Source organism: Aquimarina brevivitae (assembly GCF_004216895.1).
GTDB lineage: Bacteria > Bacteroidota > Bacteroidia > Flavobacteriales > Flavobacteriaceae > Aquimarina > Aquimarina brevivitae.
In genome coordinates this window covers 791757-817091 of sequence record NZ_SGXE01000001.1, presented here as the reverse complement: position 1 = coordinate 817091, position 25335 = coordinate 791757, and the positions used below count along the sequence as shown (strand labels likewise).

At 37.3% G+C, this 25335-nt stretch carries 19 protein-coding genes and 6 tRNA genes; 8 read left to right on the top strand and 17 right to left on the bottom strand.

Going from position 1 to position 25335, the window contains the following annotated elements:
* The 8 genes from EV197_RS03305 to EV197_RS03270 all read left to right on the top strand — a co-directional run bounded on the left by EV197_RS03305 (position 1) and on the right by EV197_RS03270 (position 9524).
* A complete protein-coding gene (locus EV197_RS03305; protein ID WP_165388990.1) occupies positions 1-1635 on the top strand; it encodes a family 16 glycosylhydrolase in 1635 nt (544 codons plus the stop codon).
* Between the two features lie 41 nt (positions 1636-1676).
* Positions 1677-3992 (top strand): beta-glucosidase BglX, encoded by a 2316-nt coding sequence (bglX, locus tag EV197_RS03300; protein ID WP_130285308.1) that lies wholly within the window; start codon positions 1677-1679, stop codon positions 3990-3992.
* Between the two features lie 155 nt (positions 3993-4147).
* The gene (locus tag EV197_RS03295) at positions 4148-6499 is read left to right on the top strand and encodes a T9SS type A sorting domain-containing protein (RefSeq protein WP_130285307.1); all 2352 of its coding nucleotides are present in this window, start codon (positions 4148-4150) and stop codon (positions 6497-6499) included.
* A 161-nt stretch (positions 6500-6660) separates the two neighbouring features.
* Positions 6661-6734 (top strand) — tRNA-Ile (locus EV197_RS03290).
* A complete protein-coding gene (locus EV197_RS03285) occupies positions 6711-7100 on the top strand; it encodes a GIY-YIG nuclease family protein (protein WP_242610685.1) in 390 nt (129 codons plus the stop codon). Before EV197_RS03290 ends, EV197_RS03285 begins: the two co-directional genes overlap by 24 nt.
* Before the next feature lie 109 nt (positions 7101-7209).
* The gene (locus tag EV197_RS03280) at positions 7210-7521 is read left to right on the top strand and encodes a GIY-YIG nuclease family protein (protein WP_130285305.1); all 312 of its coding nucleotides are present in this window, start codon (positions 7210-7212) and stop codon (positions 7519-7521) included.
* Between the two features lie 426 nt (positions 7522-7947).
* Positions 7948-8769, top strand: a complete 822-nt coding sequence (locus EV197_RS03275) for a HEAT repeat domain-containing protein (RefSeq protein WP_130285304.1) — start codon at positions 7948-7950, stop codon at positions 8767-8769.
* Between the two features lie 2 nt (positions 8770-8771).
* A complete protein-coding gene (locus tag EV197_RS03270) occupies positions 8772-9524 on the top strand; it encodes a hypothetical protein (RefSeq protein WP_130285303.1) in 753 nt (250 codons plus the stop codon).
* A gap of 71 nt (positions 9525-9595) precedes the next feature.
* Here the strand turns inward: EV197_RS03270 and EV197_RS03265 are convergent, their stop codons facing one another.
* The 17 genes from EV197_RS03265 to EV197_RS03200 all read right to left on the bottom strand — a co-directional run bounded on the left by EV197_RS03265 (position 9596) and on the right by EV197_RS03200 (position 25323).
* The gene (locus EV197_RS03265; RefSeq protein WP_130285302.1) at positions 9596-10051 is read right to left on the bottom strand and encodes a toxin-antitoxin system YwqK family antitoxin; all 456 of its coding nucleotides are present in this window, start codon (positions 10049-10051) and stop codon (positions 9596-9598) included.
* Between the two features lies 1 nt (position 10052).
* Positions 10053-11384, bottom strand: coding sequence for a PD40 domain-containing protein (locus EV197_RS03260; protein ID WP_130285301.1), 1332 nt, complete (start codon positions 11382-11384; stop codon positions 10053-10055).
* A gap of 90 nt (positions 11385-11474) precedes the next feature.
* A complete protein-coding gene (locus EV197_RS03255) occupies positions 11475-12197 on the bottom strand; it encodes a LytR/AlgR family response regulator transcription factor (RefSeq protein ID WP_130285300.1) in 723 nt (240 codons plus the stop codon).
* Positions 12194-13237 (bottom strand): sensor histidine kinase, encoded by a 1044-nt coding sequence (locus EV197_RS03250; protein ID WP_130285299.1) that lies wholly within the window; start codon positions 13235-13237, stop codon positions 12194-12196. The genes EV197_RS03255 and EV197_RS03250 overlap by 4 nt, the downstream gene beginning before the upstream one ends.
* 139 nt (positions 13238-13376) lie before the next feature.
* Positions 13377-14477 carry a slipin family protein gene (locus EV197_RS03245; RefSeq protein ID WP_130285298.1) on the bottom strand — a complete coding sequence of 367 codons (1101 nt, stop codon included), beginning with the start codon at positions 14475-14477 and terminating at the stop codon, positions 13377-13379.
* 1317 nt (positions 14478-15794) lie between these two features.
* The gene (locus tag EV197_RS16990; protein WP_165388989.1) at positions 15795-15965 is read right to left on the bottom strand and encodes a hypothetical protein; all 171 of its coding nucleotides are present in this window, start codon (positions 15963-15965) and stop codon (positions 15795-15797) included.
* Between the two features lie 70 nt (positions 15966-16035).
* Positions 16036-16106: transfer RNA gene (locus EV197_RS03240), tRNA-Gln, on the bottom strand.
* A 142-nt stretch (positions 16107-16248) separates the two neighbouring features.
* Positions 16249-16322, bottom strand: a tRNA-Leu gene (locus tag EV197_RS03235).
* 166 nt (positions 16323-16488) lie between these two features.
* Positions 16489-16578: transfer RNA gene (locus tag EV197_RS16985), tRNA-Ser, on the bottom strand.
* Positions 16579-16582: 4 nt separating this feature from the next.
* Positions 16583-16669, bottom strand: a tRNA-Ser gene (locus EV197_RS16980).
* A 6-nt stretch (positions 16670-16675) separates the two neighbouring features.
* A tRNA-Lys gene (locus EV197_RS03230) sits at positions 16676-16749 on the bottom strand.
* Between the two features lie 776 nt (positions 16750-17525).
* Positions 17526-18005: a hypothetical protein gene (locus tag EV197_RS03225; protein WP_130285297.1), complete on the bottom strand. Its 480-nt coding sequence runs from the start codon at positions 18003-18005 to the stop codon at positions 17526-17528.
* Positions 18006-18345: 340 nt separating this feature from the next.
* Positions 18346-19083, bottom strand: coding sequence for a hypothetical protein (locus EV197_RS03220; RefSeq protein ID WP_130285296.1), 738 nt, complete (start codon positions 19081-19083; stop codon positions 18346-18348).
* Positions 19084-19542: 459 nt separating this feature from the next.
* The gene (locus EV197_RS03215; protein ID WP_130285295.1) at positions 19543-20100 is read right to left on the bottom strand and encodes an RNA polymerase sigma factor; all 558 of its coding nucleotides are present in this window, start codon (positions 20098-20100) and stop codon (positions 19543-19545) included.
* A 396-nt stretch (positions 20101-20496) separates the two neighbouring features.
* Positions 20497-20979, bottom strand: coding sequence for a hypothetical protein (locus EV197_RS03210; RefSeq protein WP_130285294.1), 483 nt, complete (start codon positions 20977-20979; stop codon positions 20497-20499).
* A gap of 203 nt (positions 20980-21182) precedes the next feature.
* The gene (locus tag EV197_RS03205; RefSeq protein ID WP_165388988.1) at positions 21183-22787 is read right to left on the bottom strand and encodes a helix-turn-helix domain-containing protein; all 1605 of its coding nucleotides are present in this window, start codon (positions 22785-22787) and stop codon (positions 21183-21185) included.
* 385 nt (positions 22788-23172) lie between these two features.
* Complete coding sequence (locus EV197_RS03200; protein ID WP_130285292.1) at positions 23173-25323, bottom strand: prolyl oligopeptidase family serine peptidase; 2151 nt, start codon at positions 25321-25323, stop codon at positions 23173-23175.
* Positions 25324-25335 lie beyond the last annotated feature (12 nt).

Genomic DNA, 25335 nt, shown 5'->3' with positions numbered 1-25335 from the left:
ATGAAAATATTTAAATATATAGGAATGCTACTGGTCCTAATCCTATGGAGCAGTAGCTGCCAAGACGATGACATCTCCATTGGAGAAATTAAAGCACCGTCTAACCTTAATGTAGCTATTGATATTACAGGAGCCGATGCCGATAATCCATTTGGAGACGGAAGCGGAGAAGTTACATTTAATGCTCAGGCTGATGACGCAGTTTCTTACTCTTACCTTTTCAATGGTACTTTAGAAGCAGCTCCATCCGGGCAAAAAGTATATAATTTTTCAAGAACAGGAACTTTTATTTATGATGTAACCGTTATAGCCAATGGAACAGGCGGGTTATCAACGAGTACTACCGTACAAGTTGAGGTATTAGTATTGTATGAGCCACCTATTGAATTGGTAAATCTTCTTACCAGTGCTCCATTTCGTATTAAGAGTGAAGCCAATGGCCATTTTGGATTAGGTCCAGTAGGCGGAGAAGTTTTTGGTGAATTCTTTGCCGCTCCTGCTAATGATAAAGCTGGTGTAGGTATGTATGATGACCGTTATATCTTTAATGCAGATGGAACCTTTACGCACATTGTAGATAACACCAATGACGATCCAACAGAAGATCCTTCAGGAACTGTTTTTGGAAGAGAAAATCTTATCAATGAATTAAATGGTCCAGGTTCAGGAACACAAAATGGTGCAGATATCGAAAATTATCCTTATAGTGATTATATCGGTTCTTGGTCAATTACCGCTCCAGGAGGAGTTGTAACCTTAAACCTTACTGGTATTGGATTTATCGGGTATTATATTGGAGGTAATCATTCTTATGAATTATTTGGATACGATCCACAACAGGCATCAAACGATTTAGTTTTACGATCTACAGATGGAAATAACGAATTTGACTGGTGGTTTTTAATCACTCCTGGTGAACCCGGTGGTAATGATGCTAACGAGCCTCCTTTTGAAAATCAAATTTGGGCTGACGAATTTGACACCGATGGAGCGCCAAATGCTTCTAACTGGACGTATGATTTAGGAACAGGGCAAAACGGATGGGGTAATAATGAATCTCAGACGTATACTGATGATCCTAGTAATGTGATTGTGGAAAACGGTCTTTTAAAAATCACTGCAAGAGCAGAAAATGGAGGATATACTTCTTCAAGACTAAAATCTCAAGGATTATTTGATTTTACTTACGGTCGTGTAGAGGTTAGAGCCAAGCTGCCCTCAGGTGGGGGTACTTGGCCAGCAATATGGATGCTTGGTTCAAACTTCGAATCCATTGGTTGGCCAAATTGTGGTGAAATAGACATTATGGAACACGTAGGTAACCAACAAAATACAGTGTTTTCATCGCTTCACTTTCCGGGTAATTCCGGAGGTGATGCGGTAACTGAAGGTACTATAGACGGTGATGTTTCGGATACCTTTCATATTTATGAAGTAGTTTGGTCACCAAGTGAAATCAGCTTCTCCATAGATGGTCAAGTATTCCATACGTTTACGAATAATGCAGAACTACCCTTTAATGACGATTTCTTTTTGATTCTAAATGTGGCTATGGGAGGAAATTTTGGTGGTACAATTGATCCGGGCTTTACCAGCTCTACCATGGAAATTGATTATGTAAGAGTATATCAATAAGCTATTGCTGAAACAAAAGAAATCGGAAAAAATAAATATTCATGAAAAAGCTGAATGCTCTTTTTATAGGAGTAGTCCTAGGATTGCTTACGCTTAATTGTACCTCTTCTTCTACAGAAAAAGAGGTGCAAAAAAGCACGTTTACCACCGAACAAAACCCTGTAATCGAAGCCAAGGTGGATTCGTTATTGGCGCTAATGACATTAGAGGAAAAAATAGGCCAGATGAACCAGTACAATGGGTTTTGGAACGTTACTGGACCTTCTCCCAAAGAAGGTGATGCGGCTAAAAAGTTTGAACACCTACGCAAAGGTTGGGTTGGTTCCATGCTTAACGTTAGAGGTGTTAAAGATGTACGAGCTGTCCAAAAGATAGCAGTAGAAGAAACCCGATTAGGTATACCTTTAATTATAGGTTTTGATGTCATTCATGGCTATGAGACCATGAGTCCTATTCCACTAGCAGAATCTGCAAGTTGGGATTTAGAAGCCATTAAAAATTCTGCAAGGATTGCAGCAAAAGAAGCTGCTGCCGCAGGAATTAATTGGACATTTGCACCTATGGTAGACATCTCCAGAGATGCTAGGTGGGGTAGAGTTATGGAAGGAGCAGGAGAAGATCCCTTTTTAGGGTCTAAAATAGCCGTAGCTAGGGTTAATGGCTTTCAAGGTGATGATCTTTCTAAATATAATACCATCGCGGCCTGTGCGAAGCATTTTGCTGGGTATGGTTTTGCAGAATCAGGTAGAGATTACAACACAGTAGATGTAGGAACTTCTACCCTACATAATATAATTTTTCCTCCGTTCATTGCGGCTAAAAATGCTGGAGTACGTACTTTTATGAATGCTTTCAATGAACTCAATGGTATACCTGCAACTACCCATAGAGAGTTGCAAAGGGATATTCTAAAACAAGATTGGGGTTTTGACGGATTTATTGTTTCTGACTGGGGTTCCATTAAAGAAACCATAAACCACGGCCTGTCCAAAGACGGTAAAACTGCAGCCGAGTTAGCCATCAATGCAGGCTCCGATATGGATATGGAATCGTATCTTTATGTAGCGCATCTAGCTGAGTTAGTAAAAGAAGGAAAAGTTAAAGAAGCCTATATTGACGATGCAGCCCGAAGAATATTAAGGGTAAAATTTGAGTTAGGACTTTTTGAAGATCCATACAAATACTGCAATGAAGCTAGAGAAAAAGAAGTTATAGGAAGTAAAGAAAATCACGAAGTCGTATTGGATATAGCTAAAAAATCTATCGTACTTCTAAAAAATGAAAATAATCTTCTTCCTTTGCCGAAACAAGGAAAGAAAATAGCAGTAATTGGTGCACTGGCAGCAGATAAAAACAGCCCTTTAGGAAGCTGGAGAATTGCTGCTAAAGACAATACTGCAATTTCGGTACTTGAGGGATTAGAAAACTACAAAGGCAATACAGTTACCTATGCCAAGGGAGCGGATGTTTCTTTGGGTGCTACCACCTTTGTTAATGAAGTAAAAATAAATAAGGATGACACCAGTGGTTTTGCTGAGGCAATTAGTGTGGCAAAAAAGAATGATGTTGTCATTATGGTGCTTGGAGAAGTCGGTTTTCAAAGCGGAGAAGCGCGGAGCCGAGCAAATCTAGGCTTACCAGGAGTACAGCAGCAACTACTTGAAGAAGTGTATAAGGTAAATAAAAATATCGTCTTAGTTCTAAATAACGGTAGACCGTTAACCATTACTTGGGCAGATGAACATATCCCAGCTATAGTAGAAGCTTGGCATCTAGGATCTCAAAGTGGTAATGCCATTGCACAGGTATTATATGGTGATTATAATCCTAGTGGAAAATTGCCTATGTCATTCCCAAGGTCTGTTGGCCAATCTCCATTATATTATAATTATAAAAATACAGGTAGACCTTCATCAGATGGTCCAGATATTGTATTCTGGTCGCATTATTCCGATGAAAAAAATACACCCCTTTATGCTTTTGGTTATGGATTAAGTTATACTACTTTTCAATATGATGATGTAAATGTTAAAATGATAAGCGCTAATGCTAAAGAACCGATAGTTGAAGTTTCAGTAAATCTTACCAACACGGGAACTATGGCTGGTAAAGAAGTGGTGCAACTTTATATCAGAGATCATTTTGCAAGTATAACAAGACCTGTTAAAGAATTAAAAGGCTTTGAAATGGTTTCCCTAGCACCGGGAGAACAAAAAACAATACGTTTTAAGCTTACTACTGAACAGTTAGGGTTTTATGACAATACTGGTAATTATATGATAGAGCCAGGGATGTTTAGCGTTTTTGTAGGTGGTAGTTCTGACACCACAAAGGAAGCCAATTTTGAATTAAATTAATCGAATATAAAGCTAAGATCGAACCATTAGCTTTTTATAATTTTTAATAATTCGATCATTTCAGAACCCCGACCTATGCAATTGGGTTGGGGTTTATTTTTTTAAATGAATTAATCTATGTAACAAATATTTCCATTCACACAAGCACACAAATTATGAACTCTTATTTCCAACCAAAAAATTCTTTTCTTAAGTCAATCTTTTTCCTTAGAAATTTAGTCTATCACAAAATCGTATTTCTATTTTTACTATCCTTTTACAGTGCGCAGGCACAGATTGGTGAAATACTTTGGGAAGACAATTTTAATTCCTTCACTACAGAGCACTGGAACAAAGATATCGGCGATGGCTGTCCTAACCTATGCGGTTGGGGTAATCAAGAATTACAATCTTATCAAGAAGACAACGTATTTATCGAAGATATCCCCGGAGAAGAAGGTAATAAAGCACTGGTATTAGAAGCTAAGCGACAAAATGCTGGTAATAGAGCATTTACCTCGGGCAAAGTAACTACCAAAGATAAAGTAGCTATTAAGTATGGAATGATCGAAGCTCGAGTGCGTGTTCCTGACCTTAAACAAGGGTTATGGCCCGCAGTTTGGTTCTTGGGCACTGCCAATCTAAACTGGCCCGCCATAGGGGAAATTGATATGATGGAAATGGGCTTTAGCGATGAAGGAAGAGCCTTTCAACAAGAACCAGAATCCACCGTTAACACTTACGTAGGGGCCAATACTTTTTTTCCACTGCCCGACGGTGGTGTTGGTAATATCGCCTATGACGTCAATTACAATAAACCCTATGTGGCTACTACTCCACTAAATGACCGATTTGTAAAATACAGAGTATATTGGGAACCTACACAAATTCGATTTACTGTAATCGATAATGGTGAGGAATATGATCTTTATGAAAATCCCTTCCCAATAGATGCTAACAATAGTACTACTGCCCCTTTCACCAAACCTTTCTATATGTTATTGAATTTGGCCGTGGGGGGAACACTCCCTGGTACGCTAAATAACAATCAGGTCACGGCACCATTACCTGGTAAAATGTATGTTGATTATGTTAGGGTTTATCAATGGAATGGACACGGTGAAGTAACCCTATCAGACGGTACTACCCCTCCTGAGCAAGGTGGTTTTGGAGTATATACGGATGAAACGCCGGTTAATAATCAATTAACCTTTGGTACAGACGCTGAATTTTATGTTTTTGGAGAAACCCTAACGGCATCAGACGAAGCTCCATATGAAGGAGAAAATGTATTGGCGTTTACTAATGACCCTTCTAAAGGTTGGTTCGGAGCGGGAATTACTTCCTTGTTCGGAAAAAACATGTCCAATTATGTAGAAAATGGCTTCCTGAAATTTAAAATTAAAATTCCGGCTGATGTATCTTTTATCATTGGTCTCAATGACAATTATACCAATGCTGCTGATATCAGTTTTCCGGCAGGGGAAAACAAATATGGACTAATTAGAAATGGGGAATGGGGACAGATAAGTATTCCTATTAAGGACTTTTCGGGTCTCCTAGCATTCCAGGATATGTCTTATGTATTTAGAATCGGCAACGATGGAGCCATACCGTCCACCCCTTTTGAATTTGCAATTGATGATATAATTTGGGATGATGGAAACACCAATACTTGCGAACCCTCCGTGATCAGCACCTCCTATACCATTAATGACGGTAATCCGAGCTCAGGTACATCAATTACTGTGGTTGAAGGAGATAACCTTAAATATAGGGTAGACGCCGAAACTGAGGGGAATTGGAGTTGGACCGGACCCAATGGATTTACCTCAAATCAAAGTGAAATTACGTTCAACAATATTCAACTTGAACAAGCTGGTAGCTATACGGCATCATACACCAATAATTGTGGGGCGATAAGCTCAGTTACCTATACCCTGGTGATAGAAGAAAACTTAGAAGGTTGCATCCTTACTGCAGCTAATGGAGATTTTATTGCAGAAATTATGGAAGATGGCACAGGGACTTATCTTACGTTTATACCACAAAAAACAGGAATTGGAGATAGTCTGGTCATTTTGTACTATAGTACAAATAATAATACCGTTTTTCCTGGATATTTCGTTGAAGCTGGTGTTCCATATAAAATAAATAGTAGATCCGGACAACGCATTTATTTCTATTACACCTATAGTCTATCAGCAGGTGGAGAAAATAATTCGATGAACAATAAGATGGATTTTATAGCAGGCGATTGCATCATCACCAAAAAGGGCACTAAAAGACCAAAATCCATTTCATTTTATCCCAATCCTTTTAATCAGGAGTTGTTAATCAATGCAGCGTATCAAGTCAATCAGGTTAAATTATTTGATACTCAGGGAAAAATGGTATTGCAAAAAACAAGACAAAAGGATGTTTCTACTTTAAAAATGGATACCCATAAGCTTGCCGCCGGAATTTACATTTTAAAAATAGAGCTTAATTCTGGAAAAGAACAAATGCTCAAAGTAGTGAAACAGTAGTCAACCATTTAGAATCTTATCAAATAAGCTTCGTTTTAAAATTGCTTTACGCTTCAGTACTTTCTAATCGAATCCATAAATAGTAACATAAAAAATAAAGAAATATTTTATAAAAAAGTTTGGTGCAATAATTCTATTGCTTAAATTTGCCGTCCATTTCAGGTCCCATAGCTCAGCTGGTTAGAGCACCTGACTCATAATCAGGGGGTCCATGGTTCGAGCCCATGTGGGACCACCTTTAAATAAAGCTGTTTCTTGTATAGAAGCAGCTTTTTTTATATATAAGTTTATGTCCACAGAAAAAGAAATCGGTTGCTATATCCTATCCAGCCAAAAAATAAACAAGTTCTATATTGGAGCTTGCCAGGAAAATCTTAACCAAAGAATTCAAAAACACAACACTTCCTTTTACGGTAAAAAATCATATACCAGCATTACCAATGATTGGACTTTATACCTATTTATACCCACCAAAACCTACACTCAGGCCATTGCTATTGAACAAAAAATAAAGGCTATGAAAAGCAGAACCTATATCCAAAACTTAAAGAAATATCCTGAAATGGTAGAAAAGCTGATGTTAAAAACATCAAGCACCTGACACTCCCCATAGCTATCGGGACAGGGGGTCAATGGTTCGAGCCCATGTGGGACCACCTTCAAATAAAGCTGTTTCTTGTATAGAAGCAGCTTTTTTTATTTATAAGTATATGTCCACAGAAAAAGAAATCGGTTGCTATATCCTATCCAGCCAAAAAATAAACAAATACTATATTGGAGCTTGCCAGGAAAATCTTAACCAAAGAATTCAAAAACACAACACTTCCTTTTACGGTAAAAAATCATATACCAGCATTACCAATGATTGGACTTTATACCTATTTATACCCACCAAAACCTACACTCAGGCCATTGCTATTGAACAAAAAATAAAGGCTATGAAAAGCAGAACCTATATCCAAAACTTAAAGAAATATCCTGAAATGGTAGAAAAGCTGATGTTAAAAACATCAAGCACCTGACACTCCCGATAGCTATCGGGACAGGGGGTCCATGGTTCGAGCCCATGTGGGACCACCTTCAAATAAAGCTGTTTCTTGTATAGAAGTAGCTTTTTTTATATATAAGTTTATGTCCACAGAAAAAGAAATCGGTTGCTATATTAAGATCATTTGAAATAGTTTTTCTTCAAAATCAATTTTTGCAAAACTAAAACCTCAACTTTCACTATTAATCCACTACTTCTAAATAGATCAAGTAATAACATCATAACTGGTTTTATCGCTTGAATATAAATGCGTTTTGCCAGAAACAGGTAAAACCACCCCTATTAAAAAAGGAGGTTTACCCCTTCGGTATTCAGGTCATGCACTCTTACTTGAGAGAGATCTCACTCCTACTTTTGCTGCCATACAAAACACTAATTACAAATAAACTAATTCATTATTATGAAAAACACTATCAAAACCTTAGTAGCCTTGTGTGCATTAGCGATGGTACTAAGTATTGTACAAAGTTGTGAAAACGACGTCCCAGAAAACTCAGAAGAAACCAACGCCATTGAGGTGACTACAAAAGCTACGGAGTATTCTTCTGAACTATCTTTTGATGAGTCCTCGGTATTATCCTTGGATGGATTTTTTGCCAGCGTTCCTAATGGAAAACTTATTCAAGAACACTTACAATTAGCAGTGGGTTCGGGTAAAGATGCTGAAGAGCGCTACTTATGGTCTTTACACCGACTACGAGATCAAAAAAATCTTGCTGAAAGCATCGCCATGTTGTACCAAAAAATACCGGACCAAAACTACCTATATCGTACGATGCTCATCGAAACCTTAAAAGAGCTACGTACCGAAGAGGCGTTGGAGTTTCTATATGAAATTGCTTCATTAAATATTCCCAGAGATACCGCCCCTGAAAACCCAGAAATTGATACGCGATTAGATGAGATCATTATCCGCATCACCGCTGTGGAAGGACTAGGGATTTTAGCTAAAAACAAAAATGAAGTAGCAGAGAAAATGCTGTTTCGATTAACCACACACGAAGATTTAACCGTACGCCAAATGGCTACCCGTAATTATCTACAATCACCTTTAGGTAATGTTGAAGAAAAAATGGAGATGCTTTATGAAAGATTGCCTAAAAACGAGCATTGGTACATCACTACTAAAGCTACAGACATTAGAAAAGTAGAGCATCCAGACATGCCTGAAGAATTTGAGATTAAACTAAACGAAACCAAAGAAACACCAAAAATCAGATAATCATGAAACTATATAAATTCAATAAAAGTAACCTATTCGTCGCCTTGATCATCTTTGTCATGGTGTCATTACAAACCCAAGCACAGCAAACCTGTTCAGTGCCGCCACATGATAATGTAGCCGATGGTACCTCTGTATACGCATCTGGATTGTGTAACCAGGCCAGAGTGGATCATTGGTGGAGTGTGTTTAATATGCGCAAATCAGATTGGGATAGTGGATTTGGATTTTTTGATCCTTGTAACCTAAGCAGACCATTAGCAAGAACTTTTGCTGCGATGTACTTATTAACATATTCTGCAGAGGATTATGCCACCAACACTGGCGATTATAGTGGTAATGCACTTCGTTGGGCCTATCCGTATACTGCTAACAATACCGGTAGACTACAGGCTTTATGTTACAAGCCAGGCTCTACGCCAGGTCAATGGGCTGGTTGGGCATATGGAAACCGTGTAGAATTATACTTACCTTATTTTTATAACTTTGATGTGGTGATGCGAGCAGGAACCTTACTGCACGAAGCACGTCATAACGGGGGTAAAAGTCATAATGGAGGTAGTGGTTGTCCAAGAGGTGCCTCGTGTGATACCAATTGGTCGTACCAGGGATCTAATATGTACGAAGTATTGTACCTATGGTGGTTTGCAGTTGATGGTACGAGAACAACCAGCGCGATCCGTAATATGGCTAGAAACCGAGCCAGAGCGGTACAGAACAATGCATTTAATACCAATCCTGGATTTAATATCTAAGACATTTAGTTGAGTTAGTAACAAAAATGCTTTCCTGAAGAACTAATATTTCAGGAAAGCATTTTTGTTTTTCATCTAGTATAAGTCATGGTATGAACAATATTACCTTTACGATCGTAATACGTCCATTTGCCAATGGGTTGTTTCCAATGCCTGTAGTAGCCCTTTGCTTTGACACTACCATCTTCCCAATATTGTGTAACGGGACCTTCTACCCGGTTTTCTTTATAGGTTCCTTGTTCCTGCTTTGTACCGTCAGGATTAAATTGAACCCACGTTCCATTGCCTATACCATCAGTATATTCCTGTAAGGTCATCAACTGGCCATTATCGTATTTTCCATAAAGAATTCCTGTGTAAGGTTTCTTTTTTCCATTCTCAAAATATTGATTGCCATATACCGGAGCAGCTTTCTGATAAGTATCGGACATTGGGATCATTGACTGACCAACCGTATCAATTTCACTTGAAGTTTGGCTGCAGGTGCATAATGACCACATCATAGAAAGAGTAACCACTTTTTTCATATTAATCTAAAATTAAAAATTGTGTTTCCATAAAATAAATACTCCAGATACGCTCCCCGGAACTATCGAAGTTATCTCCACGATCACTACTAAAGAAAAAGTATTTTCCATCTGGTGAAAACCGCGGAGTTCCTTCATTATGATCGGAGTTGACAACAGGTCCCAGGTTTTTAGGCTCAGACCAGATTCCTTCCTTTAATCTTGAAAAGTACAAATCCTCCCGACCATAACTTTCTGAGCGATTTGAAGAGACAAAGAATAATAAATTTCCATCCGGAGAAACAACAGGACCACTATCATAACCATTATTTTGAGAAGGAGGGATGAGCTCCAAGGGTTGACTAAAGGTACTGTTCCTCTGCATGATGGTTTGATATAAATTGGCAACATCTGCAACACTACTTTTTGTCCAATAAAAAAGATGGCCATTTCTATCCATACTTGGCCCTGCTTCGTAGTGCTTTGGCCAGGCATCCTCCACTGTGCGTCGTTTATTGATTGTATCCGGTAACGGTTTTGGTGATGACCAACCGATAGCAGTTTTGGTCATCATCCATATATTCATATCTAATGTGTTATCCGGGGCTTTTTTATCCATAGGTCTACAACTGGCAAAAAAGAAATATTGACCATTTGGAGTGATAAAGGCACCTTCATCCCGATCCGTAGAAAAGGATGCAATAATTGGAGTTGACCAGTTGCCTTGACTATCTTTTACAGTTTGATAAATTTTTTGAGGGGTATTGTCTAAAAGCCTTCGTGTAAAATAGGCTTTATTCCCATCAGGCGTAAAGGTAATATCCCATTCATTAGCTGTTTCTGTAGCGATCACACCGGGTTGAAATAATACAGGTTCATCAATAATTTGGGACCCGTTTGCATACCGTTTTCTCGAAAGTATGATCCCATTAGCATCATAGTCATACACAATCCCATCCAGTCGCCCGTCTATATACACAGATTGTTGCGCAATCTGTCCATTTTCGTGATAACTTGTCATTATCCCCTGAGCAATATCCTTAATGTAAAAAGACGCTGACCTCAGTTGACCGTTAGGATAAAAATATTCCCACTTCCCATTGCCCAAACCATTTTTCCACCAGGCACGATAACGCAGCTTTCCGTTTGGATACCACTCCTGCCATAAACCGTCAGCCTTTCCATTCTTTTCCTGTCTCCATAATTTAGGGTGACCATCAGCATAATTTTCAACAACTATTCCTGTATAGTTTTCAGGTGTATCCCCGGAATCGGTAATTTTAGCAGACGAAAATTGTAATTGTCCATACGACAATGTACCACAAAGTACCAGCAAAAGAAATGGAAATTTCATGGGTTGAATTTTAATTTACCCTAAGGTAGCTAAGAGGTGTGCGGATAGGAACAAAAAAACTACGAAACCGTAAATAATGCTATGAAACCGTTAAAGCTGTAGCGCTTTTAAATCCCGCAAGTAAGTCTCTGACACTTTAAGCTTTGTACCTGAGGTTAAATGGAGATAGTAATAACGCCCATCTTTAATCAAGTGTAGTATATGGCTTAAATTCACCACGTGTGATCGGTGTATACGTATAAAATCACTATCTTTTAATTTTTCTAGTATGGAAGAAATACCCGTAGTGGAAAGAAAAGATTCTCTTTTGGTAAATATTTTGGTGTAGTCACCATACGCTTCCAGATAATGAATATCAGTTACGTCAATAATCAATCGTTTGACACCGCTGTGAACTATAATTTTTTCAAGTGTGTTACTTTGCTCTTTAAGTAATTTTTCTGCCAGTTGCTGTACCTTTTCAGTGTTTTTATCTATCCGCTGTATAGCCTCTTCAAAGCGCTTCTTTCCATACGGTTTCAGTAAATAATCCAATGCCTTCACTTTAAAAGCCTCAAGGGCATAGTCGTCATAGGCAGTACTAAAAATAACTTCGGGTAGTACCTGCAGCTTTGTTAATACCTCAAAACCATTCATTCCCGGCATTTGTATATCCAGAAAAATCAACTCTGGTTTCAGTTCATTTATTTTTTGCACTGCATCCAGACCATTTTGCGCTTCGCCGACCAGCTTATAATTTGGGTGGTGCGTCAAATATTGCTTGATCAAATCGCGAGCATCCTTTTCGTCGTCTATGATTACTACCGTTTTCATATTACAAAAGAAACTTTAGTTCCGGTAGGCGTATTGGGCAGTACCGATAAATCCGCATTATACAATTGTTTAAGGCGAAGTCTGGTATTCTTTAAACCCAGACCCTTGTTCCAAAAATCGATACCTTCTTTAATACCCTTACCAGTATCTGCAATCTCAAAGTGCAACTTTGCATTGCTCTTACTAATAGCAATAGACAACTTACTAGTTCCCACCTTTGGAGCAATGCCGTGGGTTATTGCATTTTCTACTAAGGGTTGCAGAATCATAGGCGGTATTTTAGCATCCAATAATTCTTCATGTACAGATACCTCAAATTCCAATCGCTCCTTTAATCGTATTTTAATCAGGTTGAGATAGTTTTGGATAAACTCCAGTTCATCTCTTAGCAATACTAAATCCTTTTGACTAGCTTTATTCTGATATCTAAATAGATCCGATAACGCAATGATCAACTCACGTGTATGTTCATTCTCTTGCGGGATACTCAGGTTAATAGAATTAAAAAGGTTGTGTAAAAAGTGTGGGTTCAGTTGCGCTTTTAATGCGGTCACCTGACTTTGCAGTGCTGCTTGTTTTAACTCCGCTTTTTCCTGTAAAGCTATTTTGTATGCCTGGTGATACTGGTACGCATGAATCACCACAAATTGTAAAAGATAAAAAACAGCGATCAAGTAAATGGTCCATACGGTACCTGTACGATTCCAGATAAAAACCCAGCCGAAGTAACTTTTTGTAAAGGCCAGCATCTGATAAACACCAATAGTAAAAAGAGGTAAAAATAGTAGATGACTTAAGTACGCTATTAAAACACTTTTAGGATAAATAATATTGACTACGATATACCAAATAGGAATAGTTAACAGTAAAGAATACAGAAATCTGCATCCTGCAGCAGAAAAAAACTCCTCTATGTGGAAGTAGGGTGGATGCCCCTCTTGAAATGCCCCATAATAAATCCAGGTAGCCGTATAGTGGAAAACTGCGGCAATACAATAGAACAGTATAAACTTTAAGATGGGTTTTCTTTTTATGTCCATTAGCTTTTGCACCACCACTAGTTGATTTGATCTGATAAAGATAGTAAATCGTTTTCTTGGTTTCGGTCAATTGGATGATTCAAAAGTCCTTAAAAGAAAAATGCGCTGATAATTTATTATCAACGCATTTTATAAATAGCTATTTACTTACAGCGAATATTTCTTTTAGTTGGGTGACCATACCTCCATTTCCTGAAACACTGATCTCACCGATTTTGTCTGCAATCTTTTCTACATACTCCATCTCTTTGAGCTTATACAGCATTTCATTCTCCTCCATCAGCTTCGCCGTATTAAGTAAACTACGGGTTGAAGCGGTCTCTTCTCTCCGGGTGATGACATTAGCCTGAGCCTTTTTCTGTGCAACCAGCACCTGATTCATGATTTCTTTCATATCTCCAGGCAAGATAATATCTCGGATACCACAATCTAGCACGCGGACTCCTAGTGTAGTTGCAAGACCTTTTGCCTTTTCCATCACTGCGGCAGCGATATTGTCTTTGCGCTCCAACAATTCATCCAAGGTGTAATTCCCTACAAAAGCTCTTAGCGCTAATTGCATCCCAGTATACAATTGTTGCTCGTAACCTTTGTTATCTAGTAAAGCTTTTTCAATAGCTACAACTTTATACTGGGTATAAAACGTGATACGAACAGCGGCTTTGTCCTTGGTCAATAATTCCTGACCAGCAACCTCAAGCTGCTGCTGACGCAAATCCACTTTTATAACCTGGATCGCTGTATCATTTCTCCAAAAACGATATACTCCACTAGCTAAAGTTTTGGTATACACATCATCAACAATTAACACCGCCTTTTCTGTTGCACCTACTTCAAATGTTCTGATGTACTTTGCCAATGCCATCTGGTTGAATAAAGCCTTATCTAGTTGCTCGGTGATGTAAATCTTACCTACATCTACAGAAACAAAATTATAATTGATCAAACCTTTCCAGTAGGCATATTGACCAGCAACCAGTACGGTTTTAAAGTTACCGTTCTCGTACACTAATACCATCTCATTATCCATTACTTCAATGGTGTGTAGCAAAGCCTCCAACTTTTTGTCCTGTAGTAAGAGTGCAATGGCTATTGGTGCTGAAAAAGGCTTTGTCATATCATACTGCAGTACGCGTTCATTAAAGCCTAACCAATGGATTCCTTTAGTAATTACCCTGCGGTAATCTCCTTTTTTGAAAACCAAACCTACTTTGCCCGCATTAATTCTTACTCTTTTCATTTTTTTTTCATTTAAATTAAACATTCATTTGATGACAAATCCTGTAACGGAGACCTTGTCTACTTTGCGATACACCTACGGGTTTGGTATGATCATAAAGTATATTTTTGAGGGCGTATCCCCTTTTTCGCCTTGCAAAAAAGAGGTCGGGCTATTCGTTTTTACGCCGCAGTGCTTTATCTCTATATAATGAAATAGAATTATTAGCGTAGCACTGCGGGGTAACCACTGCTATCCCTTACGCAATTATTTGTGCTAAAAAAACGGTGAAAGCAAATCATCCCTCATGTGCGGAATTAATAGTTTGTCATACTTTAAACAACTAGTTTTAAGGAATACGATACAAGCATGAATGACCTAAAAAGGTAGCTTACTGCTTAAATCTAAAAACCCAAAAAATAACTGTTTTCACTTATCACAAGGCTACTATTTCAAGGCGCATTTAAGATTGTTGGTGTGGTATGTATGCCACAACAACCGATCTGCTTACACAGTTTTTACCATACATTACAGCTTGGCTAGCTGGTGATCAGTTTGATAAGATGATCAGCTTGTAACCTACATTAACAGTGTAGTGCTCTTTCGCTGAGCTACCCCAATTTCTTGGGAACAGGATTCGAACCTGTGCAGTTAAAAAAGACATTTTGAGTGTCTATTTCGCTAGATCTCTAATCTAGTGCGTTTACCAATTCCGCCATCCCTGTACCAGGGAGTGGGACTCGAACCCACAAGAAAAAACTATTGCTCTAACCAACTGAGCTACTTAAGCCAATGGAGCTATACTCCAAGCTAAAGACGGGAATCGAACCCGCGACACATAGTGTGGTGACTATTTTTGGTCATAGTCCAACCTTCAAGTCAAGTTGAATATGAGAGGGTGATACCACATCGGCAATCCCTCATACAATGGTGCTATACAGAAACACACTACAAGACTCACTTGATATTTTTATTCACTTATTATTTTGTACCTCTTATCAGATTCGAACTGATACTTCCGCTTTTTGCAGACAGATTGGCTCCAAATGCGCTTCCCTACTTTAGTATATCATTTCGGTGCTTCTGCAAATTCTATTCGTTAATAGGCGCGCCATTAACAACCTCATCCAATCACTTCGTGGTTACGATCTAAAGGTCTTTTACCACAGCTCTTCCCTTTGAGCTAAAGAGGCTCTTTAATCCAAGCCCTGCTATCTTCCCCCGTATAGCAGGGCACTACAACAAACCTCCAATTACCCCTTTTATAAGAAGGTTTGTTTTAAGAACACCACAAAGGTGAACATCTACTACGTAATAATTTTGCGCAACGGTTTCAAATCATTTAAACATAATTCGATATTTATCGTATGTACTTGGTATATCACTACTGTTCATAGGATACAACGCACGACTCATCGCGTTTACATAATTTGCAATCCATTGTATAAGGAGTTGGGTGATTAAGGATCTTACGCTCTTTTTGCTGCCTATAGTTACTTGAGTTTCCATACTATTTGTTGTTTTGGTTAAATAATGTTGCTTTATACTAGTTTCTGGTAGTATTCTGGATATCTTATTGTTGACCCGAAAGGATTCGAACCTTTACACCAAGAGTCAAAGTCTTGGATGCTGCCGTTACATCACAGGTCAATTTTTAGACTCAATAGTCTTTAGGCTTCGGGAGAAGCTCCACTTCAAGGTTCCTGGCCTTGGTGCTTCGGTAAAACCGTGAGCGCTATTACCCACAAACACCGAGATATGGTGTGGCTGTAGTTCGTTTTATAAAAAATTGTACAGGGAGAGAGATTCGAACTCTCAAAATCCTCATTCTAAATCAGGCACGTATACCAGTTCCGTCACCCCTGCATTTGATGTGCTAAAGTTTTTAATTATACCCCATTTTGTACTCAGTAGGGCAACCGAACCCCTATTTCCTGAAAAAATTCAGCTGTAAAAAACTCCTATTCGAACAAAGTAATATTTTCTGGGAAGCAGCTCCCAGCGCTACCATTAAGCTACAGTACTTTTATTGCGGAGAGCAAAGGAATCGAACCTTCATCACGTACTATACGTAAACTCACTTAGCAGGCGAGCGTAACAAACCAGTATTTACCTACTCTCCTAAGCGGAAGGAGTGGGAATCGAACCCACACGAGTCATTATCTCCTAACAGTTTTCAAGACTGCGGCCACCACCTATTGGCTTGTCCTTCCATTAAGTTGACGTAGTAGGACTTAAACCTACATCACCCCGGTTAAAAGCCGAGTGCTTTATCCAATTAAGCTACACGTCAATGTGTTTGGTTTTCAAAATGTCAATGAACTTTTTGCATAAAAAAAGACGCCTTGTCCTGGCGTCTTCTTATATATCTTGATGTTTGTATAAGCTATATTCTTATAACCATCCTTTCTATAAAATAGACACCTTTTATGTTCACATCAGAACAATATTCTCTTTGCTTTCTAAAGAGGCGATTTAAACTATGTTGCGAACTATTCGGTATCATTTTTATGCGTTTTAAATTTTATTAAACTATTGCAATCATGATTAATATTATTTTGTTTCGATTGCGATGCAAAGATCTAAACTTTATTTAAATTTCCAACTAATTTTTTAATTTATTTTATTGATAATCAAATAGTTATGTTTAAAATTAGACATAGCAATTCCTGTTCGTCACTTAACGAATTTTGGATATTTTGGCAATCGTCTGTCTCCCTGATGCTTACTTTCCAATTCCTATTTTTTATGTACTACTTAAATGCGATTCATTTGATTAAAAAAATTCATAAAAAAAGCGTCCAATTTCTTGGACGCTCATAATTATATCTAGCTTTTATTGTATGCTACAGCATAAAATGATTAAAAATAATTACATAACGTCCTTTTTCGAGTGGATAATTCATTTATCCATCGATAATCACACTGACTAAAGCGTGATGTCGGTTCGATATGTAATTTGATTTGTCTCATTTAATGATGCAAATATGAAATTATAATGTATTAAAATCAAATTTTTATTTAATTACTATTTTAAGCTATACGATTAAAAGGACATTGCTTCTAATCCTACTTCACCCGCAACACCAAAAATTTACCAGTATGCTTATCCCTATCCGTAGGATGATGCTTGTCTAAAAACGCTCTGACCGAAGTTTCCTCCCATTTGTTTTCCAAATGGGTAATCAGGTTGTTACGGGTGAGCTGCACCAGCTCCAGAGGAGCGTACCTGGTCTTAAAATAGTACGTATCAAATACCGGTAATCGCCATAGGCCTCGTTTTTGTTCTTTATAGATATGAAGCCAGCTATTGGAGTCTATAAACTCGCAAAAATTACCATTAGGCAAAATCGTAAAATGAAAAGGGTCTATTTCCTGATCAGTTACAACCTCAGCATCCAATAAGTTTTTAATGGTAGTCCGGGTTAAAGGGCCAGGAGCATAGTATAACAAGACCTCTATTTTATGGAGGATATCAAATACTTCAATCTTTGGCATGCCTTCAAACTGGGTTACTATTTTATAGAGTTGTTTGTAATTTTGTTTCATTGCTTGTAATACTTGATCATTTCCTTATTAGTAGGCAATGATTATTTGAACAGACTTATGTCTATAGTCCTTTATTCTTAATCGGATTAGGAAGTATAGACAGGTACTAGCCTACTAAATATATCTCTTCTAATATTCTGACTTCAAAAAAAGCAAAACCTATATACTATTCTCTCTAACAAGCTCTTCAAGTGGGTAATTAACCATAAAGATGTTAAAATAGATTCACTTATGTTTTTGTTATATAGAATGCTTTAGAGGTGTTTTTCAAACAATTTTCAGCTTAATGCTTGCCTCTACCTCAACATATAGCATCTTAGTAGAGGCTAACACTATTTTTTTAATTGGCTACTTGTAAAAACTCTTCTATTCCTCCTCTACCTGCTCCGTCATTGGCACACGGATTATATGCTCCTCGAATGGTGGTATCTTGTCGATATACAGTGCCAATACCTTCAAATACTATATTATAATTGAGGGTACCATTTACCTCAAATTCAATAGTATTATCATTAACACTTGTGTTTGTATTATGCTGTGTCCAACTAACACCCAAAGTCACTCCAGATATATAAGATGAAATTCCACTAACTTCAACCTCTCCGGTTTCGCTATTGTAGTTTATAGACACATTATAATTCAACACACCATTTTGTCGTACTGTAAAAGTGGCAGAACCTGATCCACAATTACCACCACCCCCGCCACCAGAAGTATTACATCCTTCTACTGGTTCTAATATTATAGGAGGGCAAGACATTTTCAATATATTATCACCATCCACTAATAGCATAGGATAACTATTCGGTTTACCATCTTTAGCAAGCTTGAATTTGTCATAAAAGTTTGCTGAAGAAAATGTTACTGCTCCGGATAAAAACCGTTTGGCGTCTTCTAAACTTTCAAAATGTATGGGCTTTGTGGTAGATTGTATTTGCTGTATCGCCTCAGTAGATAAGGTTTGATTCTTTAGACCTAGTTCTAATCTTAAGCTTTCTTCATCTGTAATTACCGGTTCTTTGGAACAGGATATAAGCGTCCAGGCAACGAGTGTCGCCAAAAAGAATATTTTTTTCATTGTGATTTCTAATTAAGTGTTTGTGTGAATTTTAACTTTCGTCTTCAACTACTTTTTTGTAGATCTTTTTAATCATGATATAAGTCTTATACACAAAGAAGATTACTCCGATAAAAAACAGCACATTAAGCAATTGCCAAAGTAAAACGGGAAATGAAAAAGATAAATACATAGTGTTTTGATTTTAGGTTTTTAAATAGATTGAAATGTGTTGAAAAAAATATTCTTACTAGAAATACAGTATAAAAATATAGAGTTACTTTTAAGTCCACCTATTTTTTCCAACAAAAAATTTCACGACCCTGATTATTAAATTTTAATTATACCTACTCTATTAAAGGCTTTTCGGTTTCCGCCTGCATTGCGCAATAGTTGTATTGTTATTTGTTATTAATTTTTTGTTATTTGTAATAGGTACTACCTATTTGATGCCACTTTCAAGCTCCCCTTAGTACTATCTCACGCGCTTAGCTCCGCATACATTGGGTCTTTTGTTATCATTTGTACAAGTTGTTTTTTAGCATCAAATTTCTTTTTGCGTACGCATCCCTCTTTCATGCCCAGACGGTTAGCAACCTCTCTGGTAGTATTGCCCTCAAAGAACAGCTTCCATAACTCTCTGGATGTAGTAGTTAATTTTTGAAAATATTTGCTATACAAGCCTTCTCGAGCAATACGGTCCATCTCTTCTACAAACGAAACCGCTGTAGGGTCATTACATAATGCTGACATATCACAGCATACCAGCTTATTATTTCGTAATCGATTTCTCCATAAATTTTTACACACTCCATAGCAGTATGCGTCTATTGAAGCGTACAGACTGAGCTCTTCTGTACTTAATTTTTCATAAATCAATAACAAAGCTTCCTGAAAAATGTCTTCTGCATCTTCCACTTTCCCTTTATTAAGTACTACATAAGCCTTAACAGCTGGAAAGTTTTTGGTGTAAAAGGAATTGAGCGTTACTGGATCTCCTTTAAGTATTCCTGTTATTTTTTGTTGTTGTGTTTTCATGTTTTTTTCTTAGGTTGAATTCCCTTCCCTTTTTACTTTATACTAATCTCTTCCTTGCCCCTAATCCCTCAAACAGTCACCTACTCACTAACTCCCATTCTTACAAACTCAAAGACTATTAAAAACATAAGTAGATGTTCACAAGGGTCTGCTGGTAGACAAACCAGGAATTAGTGGAATCCATATTTAGCACTAAGTAGCCCATATTTAGATGATCGAACGCAATATTTTGGCTCTATCAAGGGGGTTGCCCCCAATTGATTCTCTAAATTTTGATCGCTTCATCCTAAATTTAGACTTTATTAAGGGGGTACCCCCTTAGACAAAGGCCTCTGACCCCTGTCTTAGGTCTATATATGGGGTAATGTGATCCAAATATGAGGTTGGCTAACCCAATTATGCTTCAGTATCTGTGTTGTTTGAGGTACCGGTGCGGTTAAAAAGGACGCGCATATCCTCATAAACTGATTTAGCGCCCGGTTCATTCTCCCCAGCCAGGTAACGTATCATACGATAAAAGCTCAGTGCATTATTATAATTATCGTGGTCTAATAAGGTTTTGGTATCGATGAGCTGAGTCGATAAATTTTCTAATAGTTGCACACGACTCTCTACTTGTTGTCTTGCGGTATAATCCCGGTCAAACTCAGCTTTGTCTACAAAACGAGGTACCCAATCGGGGTGTTGTTCCATATAATTTTTAGCCTTGTCTACAATCAGTTTATTTTGGTTCGCAATACGACCATATTGCTGGCGCTGCTCTGGAGTTAAGTTTATAGTTTTTCCGGTAAGGATTTGGCGGATTGCTAATAAATGATCGTCCAACTGTGTTAGCTCCTCTTCTGTAAAATTGATACTTATTAAATTCTCTAATGCCATGTGATATGCTTTTTAAAAAATGAGTAAAAAGATCCTGCTTTAGAAAAGTGCACTTGTTGTTTTGGATCGGGACAAATATAGCAGCGTGTATGCGGTAAAAGCAAAGGAAGTATACCCAAATTCTAGAATTACGGTATCGAAATTCTAGAATTTAAGGTACATAATAGCATAATAACTATTTAAAAATAAGATAGTTATGTTTCTTAGCTGATTTTTTTGGCTGTACGCAACTGTTTAATAAAATAGGAAGGAGAAATCCCTGTGCGCTTATTAAAATATTTAGAAAATACATCTGTAGAATTAAACCCAGCTTCCTCAGCAAGCGCCTTCAACGTATAATTTCTGAGCTTAGGATTCTCTTTCAATTGCACTACGATAGTATCAATTCTTAAGTTATTGATGTAGTAAATAAAACTTTGTTTTTTATGGTATTTTATGATCTTGGTCAAGTATTTTGAGTTGGTATCTAGGTGAGCAGCTAGTTGTACTGCAGTTAAACCCGGATCTAAAAATCCTTTGTCTTGTTCAAACTTCCGTAGCTTGTGTAGCACATCCTTTACTACAGTCTCAGAAATATCCAATACGGATTGATCTGGATTTATTGTATTCTGAGTTGTGCCGGTATTTGTAGTTTGCATTAACTCCTCAAAACGGCGTTTATTTCTTTTATCCCGTTGATAGTACCTTATAAACAATAAGAACAACGCTACCCCCATTGTACCGGATATGGCAATATACGTCATAGAACGGTCATTCTCTTTTTTCAGTACCGAGATTAAACGTTCTTTTTCTTCTAAAAGCCGAGGTGTTTCATAGTGTTCAACAATCTTTCTACTTAAGTTTTTTGGTCTTTTTTTAATAACCCGTTCAACCGCTAAGAGTTTGTTGATGATTTCTAGTTGCTTTTTGGTATTCCCTGACTGCTGATATTTCTTTAAAAGTGTTTGATAAGCTTCTTCTGCTTGAAGGACTACCTGTGGTTCTTCGTGATATATAGAATCGACTTTATGGAGATATTCAAATGTTTTGGATTGATTGCCTAAGGAATCATATGCTGTACTAATATTTATATAAACCATACAAACAGAAATTTTTTTGTTTGGAATTAAAGACAATCCCTTTGCAAAACTATCTATCGATGCTTTATAGTGCTTTTGCCAAAATAAAGCTCCTCCATAAGCAAATAAAAAATGAGGATAAAGATATCTATCCGTCTGTTGTAGACTTTCATTAATACCTGTTTTACTAAAATATACAGCAGAATCTAATTCCTTTGAGAATACATAAGCGGTTGCAAGAGCATATAACGATTTGAGATATTGCCTTTTATGTTGCCTCCTATTCTCTTCTGAGTCAAAAAATTTTATGTTTTCTTTGAAAATTAAAAGAGCCTCATCTCTCTCATTAGTATTGTTTTTTAATAACCCAATGTAATGCTTGATAATGAGTTGCTTAAGCTCATTTTTTTCATTTTTATAATAGGCATCCGCTAATAAATAATTTTTTAAAGCTGAGTCGTAGTTGGCAGTATAATATAATTGAATCCCTTTTTGCAAATACCCTTCTGCTGGGTAGGTTGGATTATCTTTTAGGTGTTTTGTAAGTTGTATGATACTGTCCGCATAGCTTACGGCTTTTGTGGAATGCGAAAATGCTTCCGATAAAAAAAGATAAGCATCTGCCAATGCTATGGTATCTTGTTTGGATTTTATGGATTGGATGTATTGATTTGCTAAACGTTTTCTTTTTTCAATATCCGTTTCCTCAGTAATCGCAGCTTTACTATTCTTATCCATTTGTGTGGACATAGCCAGACTATTTGCAGAGGCAAGCATAGTCAAACTCATAATTATGATATGACTAAAGTAGTACTTAAAGTTCACAAGCTTAAACCAGAAAATATGCTGAAATATGACCCTGTACACAAAAGAAGTTTTTGTTCTTAAAGATAAAGTTTTTCTTCTGTTTAAGAAATAATTAACAAAGTAACTTTTAGGGTATGAAATGGCACACTATAAGCTTTTTACTTTAAACCTGAACGTTTTTTATCTAGCACTTTCTGCCTAAATAATTAAAAGATAAGATCCTGAAACTCCCGAAGTCTCGGGACAGGATGACGGAACTTGTTGATAGACGCTTTCCTAATCCTTAGAAACCTCACCTCTCACCAACTCAGGCCCTCCAAGACTCTAACTACGGCTGATATTCCGGATGCCCGGTTTGCCATAGTAAAAAGGTCATGACTTTAGCCAATTCTAAATTGGCCTTGTCAGGGGAAGCTTCAAAACCATGCCCGCCTTCGAAATCGGTATCTAATAATACAATATTATCTGGATGCCCTTCATTGATCAATCGAGCAGCAAACTTGGCGGGTTGCCAAGCTGGAACTCGTACATCATTCATCCCTGCAGTAAGGTATAGAGCAGGATATTTTGCTCTTTCTTTAATATGATGATAGGCATCCATAGCTAATAAGCCTTTAAATTCTGTAGAATCCTTGACCGTTCCAAATTCTTTTATATGACTTTTACCACTAGGTCCAAATTCATTACGCAAAGTATTTAAAACTCCAACTCTTATAAAGGCTGCTTTAAATAACTCAGAGCGTTCTGTAATAGCTCGTCCTATAGTGATCCCTCCTGCGCTGGCTCCCCATAAAGCTATTTTATCGTGGGTAGTATAATCCTTGGCAATTAGATGTTCTGTACAGGCAATTAAGTCCTTCCAGGAATTAGGTTTGGTAGTCTTATACCCCCCTTTATGCCAATCATCTCCCTTTTCGCCTCCACCGCGCACGTGTGCAATGGCATAAATTCCACCTTCCTGCAGCCAATACAATAAATAGGGATATAAATACGGTGAGTTTGACCATTTAAAACCTCCATAGGCATTGATCAACACACGGTTTTTGCCATTTAGTTTAGTACCTTCTTTATAAATAATGGATAAGGGTACCAAGACGCCATCATGTGAGGGTACTTCAATTTCTTCCACCCTCACATCATCTAACACCTTATAACTGCTTACTGGAACCATATTTTGAGGTATGAATTTTAGCGTAGTAAAATCATATAGATACCGCTCCTCATAGCTTGTCCAGCCCTCCAGCTCCACCCATACCTCAGAATAATCAATTCCTTTAGAAGATAAGTTTATAGCGCCTGCGGGTTTAGGGAGGTTGATTTCAATACTATTCTCTTTATGATGCGATTTAAAAAATAATCGTGCTTCAACCCCATTTTTGGTTTTTACATAATACACTCCCTCTTTAGTTACAGCAAAATCAGAAATCACCCTTTCTTTATCTTCATCCACTAATATTTGTGGGTTTTCAAAATCTGGATCATCTAAATTGGTTTTACACAATTTAAAGTTAGAAGCATCCTTTGCGGTACGAAAGTATAAATCACTACCAAATAGTAAGAATTCCTTGATTTTGTCCTCTTTACTAAAAAGCTTCTTCCAATTTCTAATCTTATTATAAAAATTTCCAATTTTTAAATAATAAGTGTCTCGATAGGCATCAACTTTAGCTATTGCAGCTAGTATATATTTATTATTTTGATTTGTAAAATAGGGTATCGGTAAGTCTGATTTATTAATCTCCCCAGAAAAAAAATCCTGTCCCCCCAAAAACCCTTTATTAATAGAATTTAGTCTCAGCTCTCTATTTAAACCGTGACTCTTATGATTGGTGTCCGTTATTGCACTATATGTATAAATGAATCCATAATTATCTGGTAACCATTCAACGCCGCCGAAACTATTCGGTAAAGCGTTCTTTGCTATTCCCGGCATTAGTTTTTTGGAGGCCACATCCAGTACAAGCAAATCTGCGTATTCTTTATCATTTTTGGTAAAGCCTAACACTATTTTACTACCATCCCAATTGGGCTGTATATAATTTATGGTATAGGAATCTGGAGATTCGGGTTGGTATGCTTTTGGATCATACAACAAACGTTCTTCACCTGTAAACGTGTTTCTGGTATAGAGTTTCGCTGTCTTTTCATCAGGTAAACGCTTTAAGTAAAAGTACTGGTCCTGATCTGTAATATTTACTTTAGATAGTATCGGCTCACCCTCATTGCTATGCTTTTTGATACTTTGAAAGAGCTTAGTAAAACCTGGATTCTCTTTTAACGTTTGCTCTGCAGTCTTCTTTTGTAGTTTAAGCCATTCAATGACAGTGGAATCTTTCAAATTTTCCATCCAGCGATAGGGATCTGTAATCTGTTGCCCATAATAGTCGTCCACAATATTAGAGGTGTTTAAGGGTTGAGATCTTTGATTACATTGAATAAATAACAGAGATAGTAGGAGTATACTTAGCTTATGATTCATTTACGATATAAT